Origin of the sequence: Leifsonia shinshuensis (genome assembly GCF_014217625.1) — a bacterium.
Taxonomy (GTDB): domain Bacteria; phylum Actinomycetota; class Actinomycetes; order Actinomycetales; family Microbacteriaceae; genus Leifsonia; species Leifsonia shinshuensis_A.
In genome coordinates this window covers 1,992,849-2,009,318 of sequence record NZ_CP043641.1, presented here as the reverse complement: position 1 = coordinate 2,009,318, position 16,470 = coordinate 1,992,849, and the positions used below count along the sequence as shown (strand labels likewise).

General features: G+C 61.7%; 14 protein-coding genes and 1 pseudogene. 11 read left to right on the top strand and 4 right to left on the bottom strand.

Annotation, left to right across the window (positions count from 1 at the left end):
* Positions 1 to 22: 22 nt before the first annotated feature.
* The 5 genes from speB (at position 23) to F1C12_RS09585 (ending at position 5,463) form a co-directional block, all read left to right on the top strand.
* Positions 23 to 979: an agmatinase gene (gene speB / locus F1C12_RS09605; protein WP_185278512.1), complete on the top strand. Its 957-nt coding sequence runs from the start codon at positions 23 to 25 to the stop codon at positions 977 to 979.
* A gap of 10 nt (positions 980 to 989) precedes the next feature.
* Complete coding sequence (locus F1C12_RS09600) at positions 990 to 2,411, top strand: amidase (protein WP_185278511.1); 1,422 nt, start codon at positions 990 to 992, stop codon at positions 2,409 to 2,411.
* Positions 2,412 to 2,450: 39 nt separating this feature from the next.
* Positions 2,451 to 3,095 (top strand): TetR/AcrR family transcriptional regulator, encoded by a 645-nt coding sequence (locus tag F1C12_RS09595; protein WP_185278510.1) that lies wholly within the window; start codon positions 2,451 to 2,453, stop codon positions 3,093 to 3,095.
* Between the two features lie 125 nt (positions 3,096 to 3,220).
* Positions 3,221 to 4,687 carry a purine-cytosine permease family protein gene (locus F1C12_RS09590; protein ID WP_185278509.1) on the top strand — a complete coding sequence of 489 codons (1,467 nt, stop codon included), beginning with the start codon at positions 3,221 to 3,223 and terminating at the stop codon, positions 4,685 to 4,687.
* On the top strand, positions 4,684 to 5,463 hold the full coding sequence (locus tag F1C12_RS09585) for an MBL fold metallo-hydrolase (RefSeq protein WP_219732700.1): 780 nt from the start codon (positions 4,684 to 4,686) through the stop codon (positions 5,461 to 5,463). The genes F1C12_RS09590 and F1C12_RS09585 overlap by 4 nt, the downstream gene beginning before the upstream one ends.
* Positions 5,464 to 5,546: 83 nt before the next feature.
* Here the strand turns inward: F1C12_RS09585 and F1C12_RS09580 are convergent, their stop codons facing one another.
* Positions 5,547 to 6,125, bottom strand: coding sequence for a helix-turn-helix domain-containing protein (locus F1C12_RS09580; protein ID WP_185278508.1), 579 nt, complete (start codon positions 6,123 to 6,125; stop codon positions 5,547 to 5,549).
* A gap of 242 nt (positions 6,126 to 6,367) precedes the next feature.
* On the opposite strand from F1C12_RS09580, the gene F1C12_RS09575 reads away from it, so the two are divergent.
* Together F1C12_RS09575 and F1C12_RS09570 are read left to right on the top strand one after the other, a co-directional pair.
* Positions 6,368 to 7,630 (top strand): acyl-CoA dehydrogenase family protein, encoded by a 1,263-nt coding sequence (locus F1C12_RS09575; protein ID WP_185278507.1) that lies wholly within the window; start codon positions 6,368 to 6,370, stop codon positions 7,628 to 7,630.
* A gap of 79 nt (positions 7,631 to 7,709) precedes the next feature.
* A complete protein-coding gene (locus tag F1C12_RS09570; RefSeq protein ID WP_185278506.1) occupies positions 7,710 to 9,182 on the top strand; it encodes a purine-cytosine permease family protein in 1,473 nt (490 codons plus the stop codon).
* 61 nt (positions 9,183 to 9,243) lie between these two features.
* Here F1C12_RS09570 and F1C12_RS09565 read toward each other — a convergent pair whose 3' ends face one another.
* Positions 9,244 to 10,212: a carbon-nitrogen hydrolase family protein gene (locus F1C12_RS09565; protein WP_185278505.1), complete on the bottom strand. Its 969-nt coding sequence runs from the start codon at positions 10,210 to 10,212 to the stop codon at positions 9,244 to 9,246.
* A 266-nt stretch (positions 10,213 to 10,478) separates the two neighbouring features.
* On the opposite strand from F1C12_RS09565, the gene F1C12_RS09560 reads away from it, so the two are divergent.
* Positions 10,479 to 10,865 (top strand): hypothetical protein, encoded by a 387-nt coding sequence (locus F1C12_RS09560; protein WP_185278504.1) that lies wholly within the window; start codon positions 10,479 to 10,481, stop codon positions 10,863 to 10,865.
* A 417-nt stretch (positions 10,866 to 11,282) separates the two neighbouring features.
* Here the strand turns inward: F1C12_RS09560 and F1C12_RS09555 are convergent, their stop codons facing one another.
* Positions 11,283 to 11,672 carry a hypothetical protein gene (locus tag F1C12_RS09555; protein ID WP_185278503.1) on the bottom strand — a complete coding sequence of 130 codons (390 nt, stop codon included), beginning with the start codon at positions 11,670 to 11,672 and terminating at the stop codon, positions 11,283 to 11,285.
* Between the two features lie 439 nt (positions 11,673 to 12,111).
* On the opposite strand from F1C12_RS09555, the pseudogene F1C12_RS09550 reads away from it, so the two are divergent.
* Together F1C12_RS09550 and F1C12_RS09545 are read left to right on the top strand one after the other, a co-directional pair.
* Positions 12,112 to 13,285 (top strand): annotated as a pseudogene (locus tag F1C12_RS09550) (IS3 family transposase).
* Between the two features lie 511 nt (positions 13,286 to 13,796).
* Positions 13,797 to 14,501 (top strand): hypothetical protein, encoded by a 705-nt coding sequence (locus tag F1C12_RS09545; RefSeq protein ID WP_185278502.1) that lies wholly within the window; start codon positions 13,797 to 13,799, stop codon positions 14,499 to 14,501.
* Between the two features lie 74 nt (positions 14,502 to 14,575).
* Here the strand turns inward: F1C12_RS09545 and F1C12_RS22885 are convergent, their stop codons facing one another.
* Positions 14,576 to 14,800, bottom strand: a complete 225-nt coding sequence (locus tag F1C12_RS22885; RefSeq protein ID WP_374939577.1) for a hypothetical protein — start codon at positions 14,798 to 14,800, stop codon at positions 14,576 to 14,578.
* A gap of 649 nt (positions 14,801 to 15,449) precedes the next feature.
* On the opposite strand from F1C12_RS22885, the gene F1C12_RS09540 reads away from it, so the two are divergent.
* On the top strand, positions 15,450 to 15,986 hold the full coding sequence (locus F1C12_RS09540) for a hypothetical protein (protein ID WP_185278501.1): 537 nt from the start codon (positions 15,450 to 15,452) through the stop codon (positions 15,984 to 15,986).
* The last annotated feature ends 484 nt before the right edge of the window (positions 15,987 to 16,470 follow it).

Here is a 16,470-nt window from a genome sequence, read left to right as displayed (position 1 = left end):
CATCTGCACGAGGAGGTCGCCGATGGTCTCACGCATCGGACCCATCGATTCATCCAAGACTCCGCGCTATGCCGGCCCCGCCGGATTCGCGAGGCTCCCGCGCCTGGACCAGGTGGGCCACGCCGACATCGTCGTCGCTGGAATCCCCTTCGACTCCGGTGTCTCCTACCGTTCCGGCGCCCGATTTGGGCCGACACACATCCGAGAAGCCTCCCGCCTCCTGCGCCCATATAACCCGGCGCTCGACATCTCACCGTTCGAAGCCGCCCAAGTGGCCGACGCTGGCGACATCTCAGTCAATCCCTTCGACATTCACGAAGCGATCGAAACCGTCCAGGCGGCCGCATACGACCTCACATCCGACGGAACCCGGCTGGTCACCCTCGGAGGTGACCACACGATCTCGCTGCCGCTGCTACGCGCGGCAGCCGAACGGCACGGACCGGTCGCGCTCCTGCACTTCGACGCGCACCTCGACACCTGGGACACCTACTTCGGCGCCGAATACACGCACGGCACCCCATTCCGTCGGGCGTTCGAAGAAGGCATCATCGACACTGAGGCGCTCAGCCACGTCGGCACCCGCGGGCCCCTCTACGGCAAGAAAGACCTCGAAGACGACCGCCGCTTCGGATTCGGTATCGTCACCAGCGCCGACGTCTACCGGCAAGGCGTCGACGAAGTCGTCGCCAAACTGCGGGACCGAATCGGAAACCGCCCGCTCTACATTTCAATCGACGTGGACGTCATGGACCCCGCGCACGCACCCGGAACCGGGACGCCCGAAGCCGGCGGGATCACCAGCAGAGAACTCCTGGAAGTCCTCCGCGGATTCGACGGTCTCAACCTCATCGGCGCCGATGTCGTAGAGGTCGCCCCCGCCTACGACCACGCGGAAATCACCGGCGTCGCAGCCTCCCACCTCGCCTACGACCTTGTCTCACTTCTCGCCCGCAAACACCAGAACTCGGGGGAGTAAGGCCGAGCAGATGGTAAACGGCGTTGCAACCACGCTTCCTGAACTCACCCCCGGAATAGAATCCGGGGTCCTGCGGCGCCTGATCGACGACGTTCGGTTCGGGCGCGTAACGTCCCGAGAACTCGTCGAACGGTGCGTCACCCGGATCGACCAATCGCATCACCTCGGCGCGGTCGTCGCGGACCGCCGCACCGACGCTATTAAGGAAGCGGAACAGATCGACTCCGCACGGCTGATAGGGGAGCCGCTGCCCCTGCTGGCTGGAATACCGTTGCTCGCAAAAGACAACACTGACGTGCGCGGCCTACCAACATCACACGGCTCGCGATGGCACGCGGACGCTAAGCTCGCCATCAAAGACGGCGACGTCATACACATCCTCCGCGACGCCGGCGCTATACCGATCGGCAAAACCAACGTCCCCGAGTTCTGCATCGAGGGGTTTACCGACAACCTCCTGTTCGGACCAACACTGAACCCGTGGAACCCTGACTACTCCCCAGGCGGGTCGAGCGGCGGCTCCGCCGCCGCGCTCGCAGCCGGAATCGCACCGATCGCCACTGGAACCGACGGTGGCGGATCAGTGCGCATCCCCGCAGCGTTCTGCGGACTACTCGGATTCAAACCAACTAACGGTCTGATCGTCAACCAAGAAACCCCAGACTGGATCGACTTCTCAACCGACGGTGTGATGGCAACATCAGCCGACGACCTTCGGCTGATCACCAACCTGCTCACCAGCCCCAACACCAGACCGCTCCTATGGTCGATGACACCGAAGCGGATCATCATCGCAGAGCGAACCGACGACCTCGGGCCGCTGCCCCCAGAGATACGCGACACATTCCACCAGTCTGCAGACCGCCTAACGCAACTACTCGGCGTGCCAGCACACCACCTAGAGCCGGGCGCGCTAAGCCCAGGGTGGAGCCCAGACCAGGACTGGTTCGTCATCGCCTCCGCCGAACACTCACAAGCCATCGGAGCCGCACGGATCACCTGGCAGGCGGACACGCTCCACCCGAACACGCGTGACTTCTTATCCCGCGGGATCGAGATCTCCATCGACGACTACATCGCGGCGAGATGGAGACGCTACCAACTGATCACCCGCCTCGAAGGGCTGCTCGGAAACACCGGCCTCCTCGTCACACCGACAGTCGCCGTCCCCGGGTTCACCCCAGATGGACGAAACGCCGACGGCGAAGGCGGCCTGCTCGGCGCAGACGTCTACTCCACAGCGCTCCAAAACATGACCGGGCTACCCGCAATCAGCCTTCCCGCAGGTCGCCTCCCAAATGGGATGCCATACGGCCTGCAAGTCACCGCACCGCGATGGGCGGACACAGCGCTCATCAAACTAGCCGAAGCGTGGGAGCGCCAGTTCCCGTGGCCACGGGTTGCCGACGGCTGGTCAGCCTTCGACGCGTAAACCCACGCGCTCCGCTGTGAAGCTACATAGAGTGAGCACATGGCACAGACCACAGCTGCCGCTACCCAGGTGCGACGAAAAGAACGCGAAGACCGCCGCCAAGAGATCCTCGAAACCTCAGCCGCCATCGCACTATCCGAAGGACTCGGACGCGTCACAGCGCGACGCGTCGCCGAACGCGTCGGAGTCCGGCCGGGGCTCGTTACTCACTACTTCGCCGCGGTGGATGAGCTTCTCGCGTCTGCGTTCTCCCTGCTCGTGATAGCGGACCGTGAAGCACTCAATGAACGTGCGAGCGAGCATTCGACGCCGATCGCTCAGATGAAGGCGATACTCGCCGCATACACCAGTTCAGATCGGGACCGGATGGGGCTGCTCTGGCTGGACGCGTGGCGTCAAGCCGCCGACCGTCAGCAGTTGCGCGAAGCGGTAATCGCTCAGATGGAGCTCGACAACGTCAACCTTGCGGGCGTCATCGACGCGGGTATTACAAGCGGCGACTTCAATGTCTCAGGATCCCGGGTCGCGGCGATGCGAATCCTCGCGCTTCTCGACGGTCAAGTCGCGGCATCAGCGGTCCGGGTCGCTCTCGCTGGCTCGTCGCTTGACTACCCGGCGGTCGAAGAAATGGTCGTTGCCGGTGCTGAACGTGAACTCGGGCTCGCTCCAGGAACACTCGCATGAACTCGATGCCAGCGAACTGAACTTTGTTGTCAGCTCCCAGTTGTACTTGAGACCAATAAGAGCTATTGTTCCCTCAGGTTTGGCCTATTGGTCTCTAGACCAATCAACTCGCAAGGGAGCGAACGATGTCCTCAATAGAGGTGTTAGACAAAGACCGTGCCGGTCGGATCGAATCGCACGGCACCGATTACGTCAACGACACTGAGCGTCGCGGGAAGCCGCGCGAGCTTTTCGGCGTGTGGGCCGGATCCAACGTCGCGTATCTGTACTTCGTGCTCGGTAGCCTCCTGATCATCTTCGGACTCAATGTCTGGGAAGCGATCGCGGTCGTCCTGGCAGGCAACCTCCTCTGGGTTGGCGTCGGCTATCTCGCAACCAGCGGGCCAGCAGCTGGAAGCCCCAGCGAGGTCATCGCTCGAGCATTCTTCGGTGTGAACGGGAACCGAATCGTCGCGTTCATCAGCGGTTGGATGGTGGGCGTCCTTTACGAAGCGATCAACCTCAGTGTCGGCGCGCTCGCCGGATTCGCGTTCGTCCAACAGTTCGTTGGAACCGCGCCCGCCTTCGTCAAGATCAGCATCGTCGTCGCACTGGCCATCGCCACGTTCACCATCAGCGTCTTTGGACACGGAACCATCATCAAGCTCGGTCCGTGGTTCACCTGGATTCTTCTGACCGCCCTGATCGTCCTCGCTTGGTTTGTCATCACTCACGCCAACTTCGGCTACGTCCCCAAGGGTGGTGGCCTCTCCGGCGGCGCCTTGTGGGCAACGGCCGCTGCTGGCTTCGCGATCATCGCATCCGCCCCACTCTCGTGGCCGGTCGGCGCCGACTACTCCCGTTACCTTCCTCGGACGACGAGTGCGAAGAGCGTCGCGTTCTGGACCGCATTCGGCGGCTTCATCCCCGCCACTGGTATCGCAATCCTCGGCGTTCTCGCTGCGACCGTCGTGGACATGAGCAACCCGGAAACCGCAATCGCTGGCCTGGTCCCGTCCTGGTTCTACGTGATCTTCCTGCTCGTGATTATCCTCGGTTCCGTCTTCAACAATGCGCTCACCGCATACAGCACCGGGCTTGCGCTGCTCGCGGCGGGAATCCCGTGGCGCCGTTCCCGGACGGTCATCTTCGACGCCGTCGTTGCCGTCGGAGTGACACTGTACGCACTCTTCATCTCCAACTTCCTGGATACGCTGAGCGGCCTGCTCGAAGTCAGCATCACCGTGCTCGCACCGTACATGGCGATCTACGCGGTTGACATTTACCTTCGCCGCAACCGCTACGACGGCCCAGGGCTCCAAGACATGACCAGAAAGAGTGCCCACTGGCACACCGGCGGATTCAACCTCGCAGGCTTCATCGCTCTGCTCGTCGGTGCTGTCGGTTCCCTCATGTTTGTGAACACCACCTTCTGGGTGGGGCCGCTTGCGTCCGCACTCGGGGGAGCTGACCTGTCGGTGTTCGTCGGAGGCATCCTCGGCGGCGGCATTTACGCTGCGGCAACCGCTCGGAAGCTGCGCGCGCACTCCGACGCTGCTCTGCACGCCACCGTTCGACCGCAGCCGGCCGGGGATGGCCAGGTGACCCTGTGAGCCGTCTCCAGCCCGCCCGCGACGCCTGGTTCCGCGCGACCGCCATCAAACCGGGCATGACGCTCATCGAAGAACCGCATGTGCACGAGTTCGTTCGTGCCAACATCTGGCACGTCAAAGGAACCGCCCGCGACCTCGTGGTTGACGCGGGCATGGGTATCGCATCATTGCGCGAACGAGTGCCCGAGATTTTCGACAACGACCCGATCCTTGTGGTCACGCACGCCCACCTGGACCATGCTGGCTCTGCATACGAGTTCACCGACCGGCGAGCATACGGTGAGCACTCGCTGTCCGTCGCCCCGAAAGCGTCACTGTACGGGGCGGAGCTCGCGCAACTGCTCGGGTTTCACGACTTCGAGCTGCCCCACCTCCTTATCGATGCACTTCCCGAACCTGGCTACCAACCAGCGCTCTACCGGGTCTCATCCGCGCCGGTAACCACCGCTCTGAACGACGGGGATGTGATCGACCTGGGCAACCGCCAATTCCGAGCGCTCCACCTGCCAGGGCACACCGGCGGATGCATCGGGCTCTTCGACGAGGAAAGTGGGGAGCTCTTCAGCGGGGATGTCCTCTATGACGACGTTCTACTTGACGATCTGCCCGAGTCGGACGTCACCCAGTACATCGCCAGCCTCCGACGGCTTGCTGCCCTGCCGGTCACCACCGTGTACCCAGGGCACCGTGACATCTTCGACGGTATTCGCCTCCGTGAACTCGTTGACGAGTACGTCGCTTCACGGACGGCACCGCAAGGAGTCGGAGCCCACTAGACCTCGGCGGCTCTCTCACGACGACGTGGGCGCGACTCGTGGGAGAGCTGCCGAGCACCACCAAGTCTCGGCGGTCAGGGATCTCAGCTCGACCAGAGCGCTGGGACCAGAACCCAGATCACCTCGGCGACCTCATCGCCCAACACCCGCCAGTTATGCGGTTCGTGTCCGCTGAACGTCAGCGTGTCCCCTGGGCCCAAATCCCAGACGTTGTCGGAAAACTGAACCTGAACCTGCCCGGCAAGCACATGGAGAACGTCGACGTCGGCTGCGACCGCATAGAGATCGTTGCCCCCGTTGCCTTCGGGGTTGATGGTCGAACGAATGACTTGAAGTCTGCCCTCACCGCGAGGCGAAACCAGCCGCTCCACGGTATCCACGCCCCCGAGATTGACCTTCGGACCGTCGCCGTCCCGCACCAGTTGCACGTCCGGCTGCTCAAAGAGGGTGCCGATCTGTATGGAGAGGACATCGCAGATGCTCACCAGGCTTGAAACGCTCGGTGAAGTCATGTCCCGCTCTACACGGGAGAGAAAGCCCTTGGTCAGATCGGTTGTTCTCGCCAACTCCTCGATGGTCATCCCGCGTGCTTGACGCGCAGCGCGAAGCCGGGGCCCCAGCGGGACCTTACGTTCGGAAGGCTCGAGCGGCATTGGTCGCATAGCAGTAAAGGTATCCGATTGGGCAACCGAATTTGCCGAACGGAACAAAAAGTAGATAAGGGAGCAAAAAAGATTGCATATAGAGAAACAGGGAACTATCGTTGGCACATCGCAGTTCCTAACGGGGCGTGAGCGCAACGACGGCTCCTGGCCCGCCCGACGCGATGTAGGACAGAACCGGTAACGGTGGCGACGGTGCAGTAACCGCAGGCCGCCCTAAGCACGCGAAGAGTGACTTTCATATGACCATCGATTTCACCCTCACTGACGAGCAGCGAAAGGCCCGACAAGAAACCCGAGACTTCGCTGCCAAGCACCTCAGCGGTGTCGAAGCGCTGATCGCTCCGTATCAGACACCTGAGGAGAGGCTTCTCGCCACCAAGCCCATCTACGAGGAAATGGTCAAGGCGGGCCTGCTGCGCAGCCTGATCCCCCAGCGTGACGGTGGCACCATGACCTCGCTCTTGGAGACGGTAGTGACGGGCGAGGAACTCTCCACCGGTGACGTCAGCGTCACCTGCGGCCTGTTCTCGACCGGACTCGGTCTCTACCCGATTGCGATCGGAGGCAACGCAGAGCAGCGTAGGAAATTCCTCACCCCGTTCCTCACCGATGAAGGCGCTCCGATGGCGTCACTCGCCTTCAGCGAAGCGGGTGGCTCCGCAAACTTCGACGACCCGAACCCCGACGCCGGTGTTCGCACCATTGCACGCCGCGAAGGCGACGAATGGGTCATCTCCGGCCACAAGGCATTCACGACAAACGGATACGGATGGCAGGGTGAGGGGCCGGACCTCTTCACCGTCGCGTGCCGAGTCGACGCGTCCCTGCCGCCCGCGCAATCGCTCGCGCTGATCGTCGTGCCTCGTCCGACGAGCGGGCTCAGCTTCGGCACTTCGCTCGACACGATGGGGCACCGCGCGTGCCTGTCGCCGCGGGTCAACTTCGACGAGGTTCGGGTGCCTGTCTCGAACGTCCTCGGTAAGCCGGGCGACGCCGAAAGTCTCCTCTCACGCACGTTCACCTGGTCCGGTGTCACCGTCGGTGCTGAAGCGGTCTGCATCATGCAGCAGGCGTTCGACGCCGCGCTCGAGTTCACCAAGACCAACAATCGCAACGGTTCGGTGCCGATCATCGAGCACCAGAACGTCGGGTTCATGCTCGCCGATATCAAAATGCGTCTCGAAGCGGCCCGCTATCTTGTCTGGAAAGCCGCCCAGATCTTCGACGACAGCCAGGGCGCAGATCTCGAACTTCCCAACATGGCGAAGATCTACTGTTCCGAGCTCGCAGTCCAAGTCGTCTATGACGCGATGCGGGTCGTCGGCGTCGAAAGCTACGCGAACGAGCTTCCCTTCACTCGACTGCTCCAGGACGTGCTCGCACTTCCCCTCTATGACGGTGGAAACCTCGGCATGCGCCGCCGGCTGCTGCACGACATCCTCAAAGACCCGGACTACGACTCGCGCGCTGCCGCGGAGAACAAACTGCGAACCACTCGCTGATCCGGCGGTGCGGGCTGTCGTCGTGGGCGGCCCGCACCATTCGCTCGACCCCCACCCCCCCCCGAAAAAAGAGGCGCCCATGTCGACGAAGACAACCTCCCCAGCTCCATCTACGCAATCGATCCTGATCGAGCGACGCTCGATCGACTATGTCCCCTTGTCGGAACGACGCGGAAAGGTTTGGCATCAGGGGCCGTTCTGGTTCACCGGCAACTTCGTGTTTCAGACTCTCGTTGTCGGCTTCGTCGGTCCGAGCCTCGGCCTCGGGATGCTCTGGAGCGTTCTCGCGGTGACCATCGGTGCAGCATTCGGCACCTTCTTCATGGCGTTCCACGCCAACCAGGGCCCGCGCATGGGTCTACCGCAGATGATTCAGTCCCGCGCCCAGTTCGGACGTAAAGGCGCGATCATCCCCTTTATTGCGACGATCTTCGTCTACGTTGGATTCATCGCCTTCGGCATCATCCTTGTTACCCAGGTGATCGACCTCTACGTGCCGGCATCGAAATGGGTTTGGTACCCAATCGTCGTTGCGATCGCCATCATCATCGCAATCGTCGGATACGACCTGCTGCACTTCATCCAACGATGGCTGTCCTACATCCTGGTCCTGACGTTCGGACTGCTGACGATCACCGCGTTCATCGCGCTTCCAACGAGCGCTCACGTGATCGTCCCTGGTGGATCCTGGAACGCCGCGGCCTTCCTGATCCAGCTGTCCGTCGCGGCAGGCTACAACATCAGCTACGCGGTGTATGTGTCCGATTACTCCCGGTACCTCCCGGCTGACGCCTCCGCGCCGAAGCTCATCTTCTGGACCTACCTTGGCGCTGCACTGTCAGCGATCTGGCTGATGTCTCTCGGTTCCGTCCTCGGCAGCTACATCGCCGGCGGCGACGCGATCAAATCGTTGCAGCAAGCTGGCGATCTCTGGTTCCCCGGCTTCGGACTGATCGTCGTCACTGTCGGAGCAGTCGCTCAGCTCACAATCACTGCCGTCAACTGCTATGGGACCATGCTCACCGGTGTCAGCGCCGTCGACGGATTCAAACCTCTCGCACCGACCCGGCGGCTCCGCATCACGGGCCTGATCATCGTCGGGATCTTCTCCACTGGCATCGCGTTGTCCATTCCCGACTCGTACCTTTCGACCTTCAACGGTTTCGTGCTGCTGATGCTGTACTTCCTCGTGCCGTGGACCGCGGTCAATCTCGTCGACTTCTACTTCGTCCGCCACGGAAAGTACGCAATCACCCATATCTTCAAGCCCAACGGTGTGTACGGAATCTGGGCATGGAGAGGCATGGTTTCCTACGTTGCCGGCTTCGTCGCGATGGTCCCGTTTTTCTCGCTGCCGTTCTACGTCGGACCCGTCGCCCAAGCGCTCGGAGGCGCGGACATCTCATTCATCCCGGGACTGATCGTCTCCGGCGGTGTCTACCTGATCCTCGCCCGGTCGATCGACCACCAAGCGGAGGCGGAAGCGCGCCTGCGCAGCGAACGTGACCTCGGAAACATTCCAACCGAGAACCCGGAGATCCCTCTGGTGTAACAAACACAGCAAGAAGCGCCCGCCCAATCAGATTGGGCGGGCGCTTCCGTTTGTGGACTAATCAGACTCGCGTCACCGACCGGCGGCGCTCCGTGTCGATGAACAGCTCGAACACGTCCGACCGGGAGTAATGGCCGGCGACGTCCACGTCGTGCTTGTAAGCGATGGTGTCCTTGATCGGGACATCGGCGATGATCGTCGTCGCCCGACCGTACACAGGCTCCGTCAGCCACGTCCCATCTGGCGCCAGGACTCCCGAACCACCGGCGAAGAGAACGTCTGATTCCAGGTCGACGTTGCCAAGCCCAGTGCGGAACACGTCCACCAGCTCTTCAGGGACGTCATCCTCGGTCAGATACTGGGCGGCGACAACGACAAAGCACCGACCTTCGATCGCGTACGACCGTGACATCGTCTCGTGCTGCGACGACATGTCCGGCCACGACGCGATGTGGATCTGCTCGTACTGATCATGCAGCGCATGGCGGGCGAGCGGGTGGAAATGCTCCCAGCAGATTAGCCCACCGATACGAACACCGTCGGCGTCCACAGCCTGCAAACCGGCGGCGTCACCCTGCCCCCAAATGATCCTCTCCGTGTGGGTCGGTGTGAGCTTCCGGTGAACGTTTATGACCTCGCCGCTGCTGGCGATAGTGACCTGGCTGTTGAACAAGGATCCGCCGAACCCGCCGTCACGCTCATTGAGACCGATCACGATCGTCGTACCGGTTTCGCGAGCTGCCGTACGCAGGGGAGCGAGGTCGTCGTTGAAGTCGTCCGGTGCGCCGATGACGATGCTGTCCTCCACCAGGAGGCGATACCAACTCCGAGCGACCGCATCATCCCACCCGGCCATCCCGAAGAACCACGCCGGATAACAGGAAAGCCACGACTCGGGAAACGCGACGATCCTTGCGCCCTCCGCCGCTGCGTCAGCGACATGCTGGACAGCTCGACGAAGCGACTCGTCCTTATCGAGCACACGTGACGGTTGCTGCACGATCGCGACACGAACCGTGTCAGGGGACATATGAATACCTCCTTGGATTCTGAAGTTATTCCAAGGTAAACACATGATCCCTAAAAGTAAACTATCAATCTGAATCCTACGAGTGTCTTTGGTGACGATTTGGGCGCGGGCGCTTCGACTGGTCAATGCCACCGGAACTCGATCGCTCGCGTCCTCGTCGTGGAACCACACCCCACCTTCGCTGGCGGCTCGGCGCGAAGGCCAGAGATTCACCTATGCTGAACTGAGTTTGCTGAAAAGAAACACAAGTTGCGTGGAGGAAATCAGTGTCGAGCCTCATTGTGGCGGTCGGATTGGTATCTGTGACCGTGGGAGCAATCTCCGGGTTCGCACTCATGCTGGCTGTAGAACGGCCCCAGATGCTTCGAAAGTTTGGCATCGTTGATCCGGTGCGAGTGCGACAGGCGCACCTCGACTGGATAATGATGGGCGTCGTCCTGATCGCCGTCGGACTCGCAGTTCCCGGTCTGAACCCACTCGCCGCAGTCCTCATCGCCTTCGGCGGCATCGTCAACCCGGCTAGCTTCGTCCCGATGGCCTTCTCGAAGGCTGTCGCCGATACGGTTTGGTTCCGCGTCATATCGTACGTGTCGTTCACGGCGCTCTCTGCCGGCCTGTTAATCGGCGCGGTTCAATTCTTCACCCAGCTCTGAAATGTCAACAGATACCTCTGCGCAGACCTCTGTCGGGACAGGGCAGAAGATCAGGCAGCGGTAACCAGGGTGCGGATGCGCCGTGACCGCCTTTCGCGTCGCCGGTACAAAGGCGAAGTAGCCCGTGATAGAACACGCGACGCGCGTTGGCGATCGCAAATGAAGCCACAGCAAGTCCGTGAGAAGCCGCACTTAGCGGAGAGCGCCTAGTCTCCGCAAGCGTCCGGAAGCAGGTCAAGAGCGGTGTCCGCCGATACAGGATTTCGGTCGCGCGAATGAACACCGCCGGCAGTGGCCAACCGTTGTTCGGTCCTACTAGAAGTGTCACAGCGCATGGTGTGGGTCGGCTTTGTCTCCTCGCCACCCCGTTTCCATAGCTCGTGCCATACCTGATCGACCCAGTTGAACGTCGACGGGTCACAGCTGACGTATCTCCAGCACATACGTCGACGTTCCGCGCGTGAATCCAACAAGCGGGTTCGCACTCAGCGATTCAATGTCGAACACTGCTCGATCGCCGACTTTCAGATGCGCCACCCGAAGCAGCCGAACCGCGCCTCTGTCGTGGTCGCGCAGCTTCGACGGGAACGCCACTTCCTGGTCGGCTGGCTGTTCCGTCCCTCGGATTCGAGTCAGCAGTTCGAGGTCCAGGTCGAGGATGTAACGCGACCAATTCAGCCTGACGCCAAGGATGGGAGATCCAGCGCTACCACGCTCCTCGAGATCGCCGGCACCCAGGGCACACCAGCAGTCCCAGTCGATTGCAGTCGCAGGCTGGATGTCGCCTCGAGCCACTGCGTAGTGCACGGGGTTGAAGGGTGCGGCTCGTCCCCATCGATCAGCTGTAGCACGGCACCGAAACCCCAACCGACCGGGAGCACTATTGATCGCCGATATCATCGCCATGCTCACCGAAGTGCTCGCCGACCCGAACAGGCGAGCGCCGAAGAGACTCCAGCCCCTATCACGCTGCGACGGCCCTCAACTGGGCCGCCGCCGCCCGAGCAGACGACTGCCGCTACGCGGAGGTGGCCGCAACTGCCCGGCGGGCAGGAACAATGCTCCAACTCTTGTTGAAATCCGGGAGCCGGTCGCGGCGCGTATGTGGGCGTGTGGCTGTTGTCTGCCGGTAACGGATACATGACGGTCTCGGGATTGGCGTGCGCTGATTGGTCGGCGGGTCTGCTGAACGGATAGGTGACACCTGATCTGTGGTGCCGTGTGGCATCGCTGGGAGGATGTCATCATGCCCAAGCCTTATCCCCGCGAGTTCCGTGAGGACGTTGTCGCGGTTGCTCGTGATCGTGGTCCGGGGGTGCCGTTGCGGAAGATCGCGGCGGACTTCGGGATCAGCGAGACCTGTTTGCAGAACTGGATGCGTCAAGCCGATGTCGAGGCCGGCGCCCGGCCCGGGGTCACGAAGGCGGAAGCCGACGAGTTGCGGGAGGCGAAGAAGCGGATCCGTTTGCTGGAGCAGGAGAACGAGGTGTTGCGGAAGGCGGCGGCGTATTTGTCGCAGGCGAACCTCAAACTCGGCGGCTCCCCAAAATGATCTACCCGCTCGTCCGCGAGCTGGCCGCGGGCGGCATCGCCGTCGCGGTGACGTGCCGGGTGTTGAAGATCGCGCGCCAACCGTATTACCGCTGGGTGGCCTCGCCTGTTTCCGAGCGGGCGTGGGATCAGGCCCACCTGGTCAACGCGCTGCGCGACGCGCATGATGAGGACCCGGAGTTCGGGCACCGCTTCCTCGCTGACGAGGTCCGGGATGCGGGGTTCGTCGTGTCGGACCGGACGGTGTGGAGACGATGCTCGGAGAACGGTGTGTTCTCGGTGTTCGGGAAGAAGCGCGGGAAGAACGGCAAGGCCGGCCCGCCCGTGTTCGATGACCGAGTCCAACGCTCCTTCTCCGCCTCCGCGGTCAACGAGTTGTGGTTGACGGACATCACCGAGCACCACACCGCCGAGGGCAAGCTCTATCTCTGCGCCGTCAAAACGTCTGCTCCAACCGGATCGTCGGCTACTCGATCAGCGACCGGATGCGCTCGAGCCTGGCTGTTCAAGCGATCGAGAACGCCGTCGCCCGCCGCGGCGAGGTCGCCGGATGTGTGGTTCACAGCGATCGAGGCAGCCAATTTCGCAGCCGGCGTTTCGCCAGCGCACTTCACCGGCACGGCCTGATCGGATCGATGGGTCGCGTCGGCGCAGCCGGCGACAACGCGGCGATGGAATCCTTCTTCGCCCTGCTTCAGAAGAACGTCCTGAACCGGCGCTCGTGGCGCAGCCGGCAAGAACTGCGCATCGCGATCATCACCTGGATCGAACGCACCTACCACCGACGCCGCCGACAAGCCCGCCTGGGCCGTTTGACCCCGATCGAGTTCGAGACCATCATGAACCAGAACCTGGCCCTCGCGGCCTAACCGAAACTGTCACCTAAACGCTCAGCAGACCCGGTCGTCGCTAACGTGGGCTGAAGTCGAGTGGAAGGCGTACGCATGCTTCGCGTAAACGGTGCGTGGACGGGCTGGGATGGGAAGACCGTTGTAACCCTCACCAACGGATCCAAATGGGAACAGGCCGAGTACTTCTACCAGTACCGCTACGCGTACCGACCCGAGGTGAGCGTAGTAGACGGGAAGATGCTGGTAGCCGGAATGCGCAAAGCAGTTCGGGTTCGCCGCATCCACTAAATGCCAGCAGGCCCGGCGTCGATTGGAGCGGATCGATGTCAGAAGAAGTGTAAAGCCGCAACGCGAACGCAGAAGGTAAGCGTCTTCGCGCCCACCGCCCGTCGCCGCGAGCCCCCGACGTTGAAGGACCTCGCTCCAAAGCCTCATACGATTTGAAAGAGGCAGCGCCCCCGCAGATCGCGTCAGCTATTTCACCCTATATAGTCAGGTTCCATTCCGATTCGGCTGACGGAGGGAAGCGATGCGCGCTCTAATCAATGCACCCGTTGTCGATATTGAGACGAAGCAGCAATTGATCGACTTGCTTGAGCCGACTGGGTGGCTCGTACGGCCATCGTCGGACGAAGGCGTCGATGACGCACTTACCCAGTCGCTTCTGGAGAAGTTTTCACCGCATGCGAGAACCCGCCTTCAGCTCGCGGACCGAGTCCTTATCGATGTCGGAAACAATGAGTACGGCATGGCGTCGTTGGAGAACGTGGGAGCCATTCATTTCCGTGTGGTGAAGGACAACGCTCGGCACGAGGAGATGCAGCATCTGGTTGAAGGAGTCTGCAAGACTCTCATTCCGGTGCTTGAGCCCAAAACGCCCGTCAGCCAGCCTGTGTTCACTCGCATTGAACTTCTTGAGGCCAACTCGTCTAGCCCTGCAGCGTCGGGGACGATGCAGAACATTCACTCCTATGGGTTTAGGCAGTTCGTCCGATTCGAGCGGGTTACCGAGTATCGCCTGTTCTGGTTTCTCTTGGTCGCATTCGCACTCACCTTCGCCGTCAGCATCGGACTCGCGTTCTTCGGAGGAGCGGACGCCACCGTTGTTGAAATTAAGGGATGGGTTGAACGGATTTCGTCCGCGTTTCTCGTTTCCACATTGACCTCGATCATTACCTTGGCCATCCAGTACCAGCGTTGGAGAAGCGTCGACGTGCGGATCGAATGGTCGTAGTAGCCATATGCGCTAGCGCCATTTCCCGGCACGCTGCGGCAACGGAGCGCACCCGCAACCAGAGTCACCTTGAGTTAGCGGCAAACGCGGCCATCAGGGCATGAGTTTCTTTGCCGGCCACAGCCCGACGCTGTGTCGTAATTTGAACGCTTCGGTTTCGTCAGCGAACTCCGGCAAGCTATCTCCTTTCTCAGGAGAACTTCGCGGACCTCGGTGGGAGTCGCGACGACGGACTCCTTTGGCGGGTTCGCCCGGTTCAGAGCCCGGTCAGCGAAGTGCTGGTGGAACTCGGCCTCCAGAGCGACGGCATCGTTCGAGAAGTGGAAGGTATGGAAGTCGAACCGGAACTGGGCGGAGGCTCCGCTGAGCTACACGCCGGAACGGCGGGACGAGGAGTCCCTCGATCGTGATCAGCGTGCTGGTCTCGCCCGCGCCGTTCGGCCCGAATGTCTCACTGCGCTCGATCCGCAGCGCGATGCAAGCGACCCCGCCGGCGACACGGCTGCCGTAGGCGAATACGAGGTCGTCGACGCTCAACGTCGGCGGCAGTGCCGGCACGACCGGATCGCTCGTCACCACCCGCATCCGACATCACGGCAGGCGGCCCGCGGCGTTTCTGAAGGCTGAGCGGATTGGCCGAGAGCAGCGCGACGGATTTCGCGACGTCCGCCGCATCTATGCCCTCATGACCTGGTGGTTCGTGAAAGCCGTTAAGATGAGTTCTGTGAGGCTGCTTCAGGTGGGACGTGCGCAAAGCCACAAACTCTTGCGCCTACGATCGCCGCGCGTTCGCGAGCCTCGGAAGCTCCGGCGTCGTCATCAAGGAATCGTGCTCCGCCGGGTTCGGAACCATCGCGAGTACCTCGCGGATCTGCATGCTGCGATGAACGATCCTCGAATCGTCGCTCGGACGCTAGAGCTCTGGCCCGAGTTGTCATCAGATTCGCGTTGACGGAGTGGGTATCGGCGTCCCGGGAGGATCGGCGCCTGCTGAATGAATTTGTCTGCCAGCCGGAACTGCCGCCTGTGGCGGTAGTCAAAAAATGGCGTAGGCCGGAATCAGCGCCGTGGCTGAAGACCGTCGAGGGGATGGTGCGCGACTTGCGGCCACCGCTCCGGCGGCCTGACTGCGCGATCTTGGCCAAGTCCGGCAACGAAAATGCCATCGAGGCGATCTTCGTTCTGGAGCTGGAGACAAAACGCGTTGCGGGTGTAGGAACGCGGCTGGCGCTTTCCCTTGCCGCACGACATCTCGGCTCCCGTGGGGCTGGTTGGGGTGACCGGATTCTTGAGGAATTCACGCACGAATGTCGACTGGTCATCCGTGAACGCGGTGAAGCGAATGCGTTGGCTGTCGCTTCGGTCCACGTACGGAATGAGCCAATGCGGTCACTGCTGAACAGAAACGGATGGCGCGAAGATCGAGGCGACGTCGGCCAGCAGTACACGCAGTGGAGCCTCGCGATATTCGCCAGGACAAGCTGAGCGCTGGCAACAGTTTGCACCGCGCAAAGCAATGGAAGGATGTTCCGCGAAACCTGATGCGTCAGCAACCGCGAAAACTGCCTCCTCGTGAAACCGCCGATGCCGTAGATGACCAGGCAAGCGAGGTTGAAAATGACCTTGCATCTGCCGGCCTAGCTGCTCCTGAAGACACAAACACGTCTGGGTCGCCCCCGTCTGGATCAATCAGCGGACGACACGCCGCGGCACGCCGATCGAGACGTCGTAGAGAGGGCGGACGTATCTCAAAGTGCGAGGAGTGTGGCTTGAACACTCGAAAGCGTGAGAAACGGGCAAAAAGTGCAGCTGACCTGCGACAACGGACCGGTACCGTGAGACAACTTGCACGGAAGCTGAGACCTATCATGCCGCGTAAATTCAGGGGTGTGGGAGAAGGTCCCGAAAAAATCCCCCAAACACTACATGTAGTGGAATGACAATCGTGTCATTCGGGTTATATAGTGGG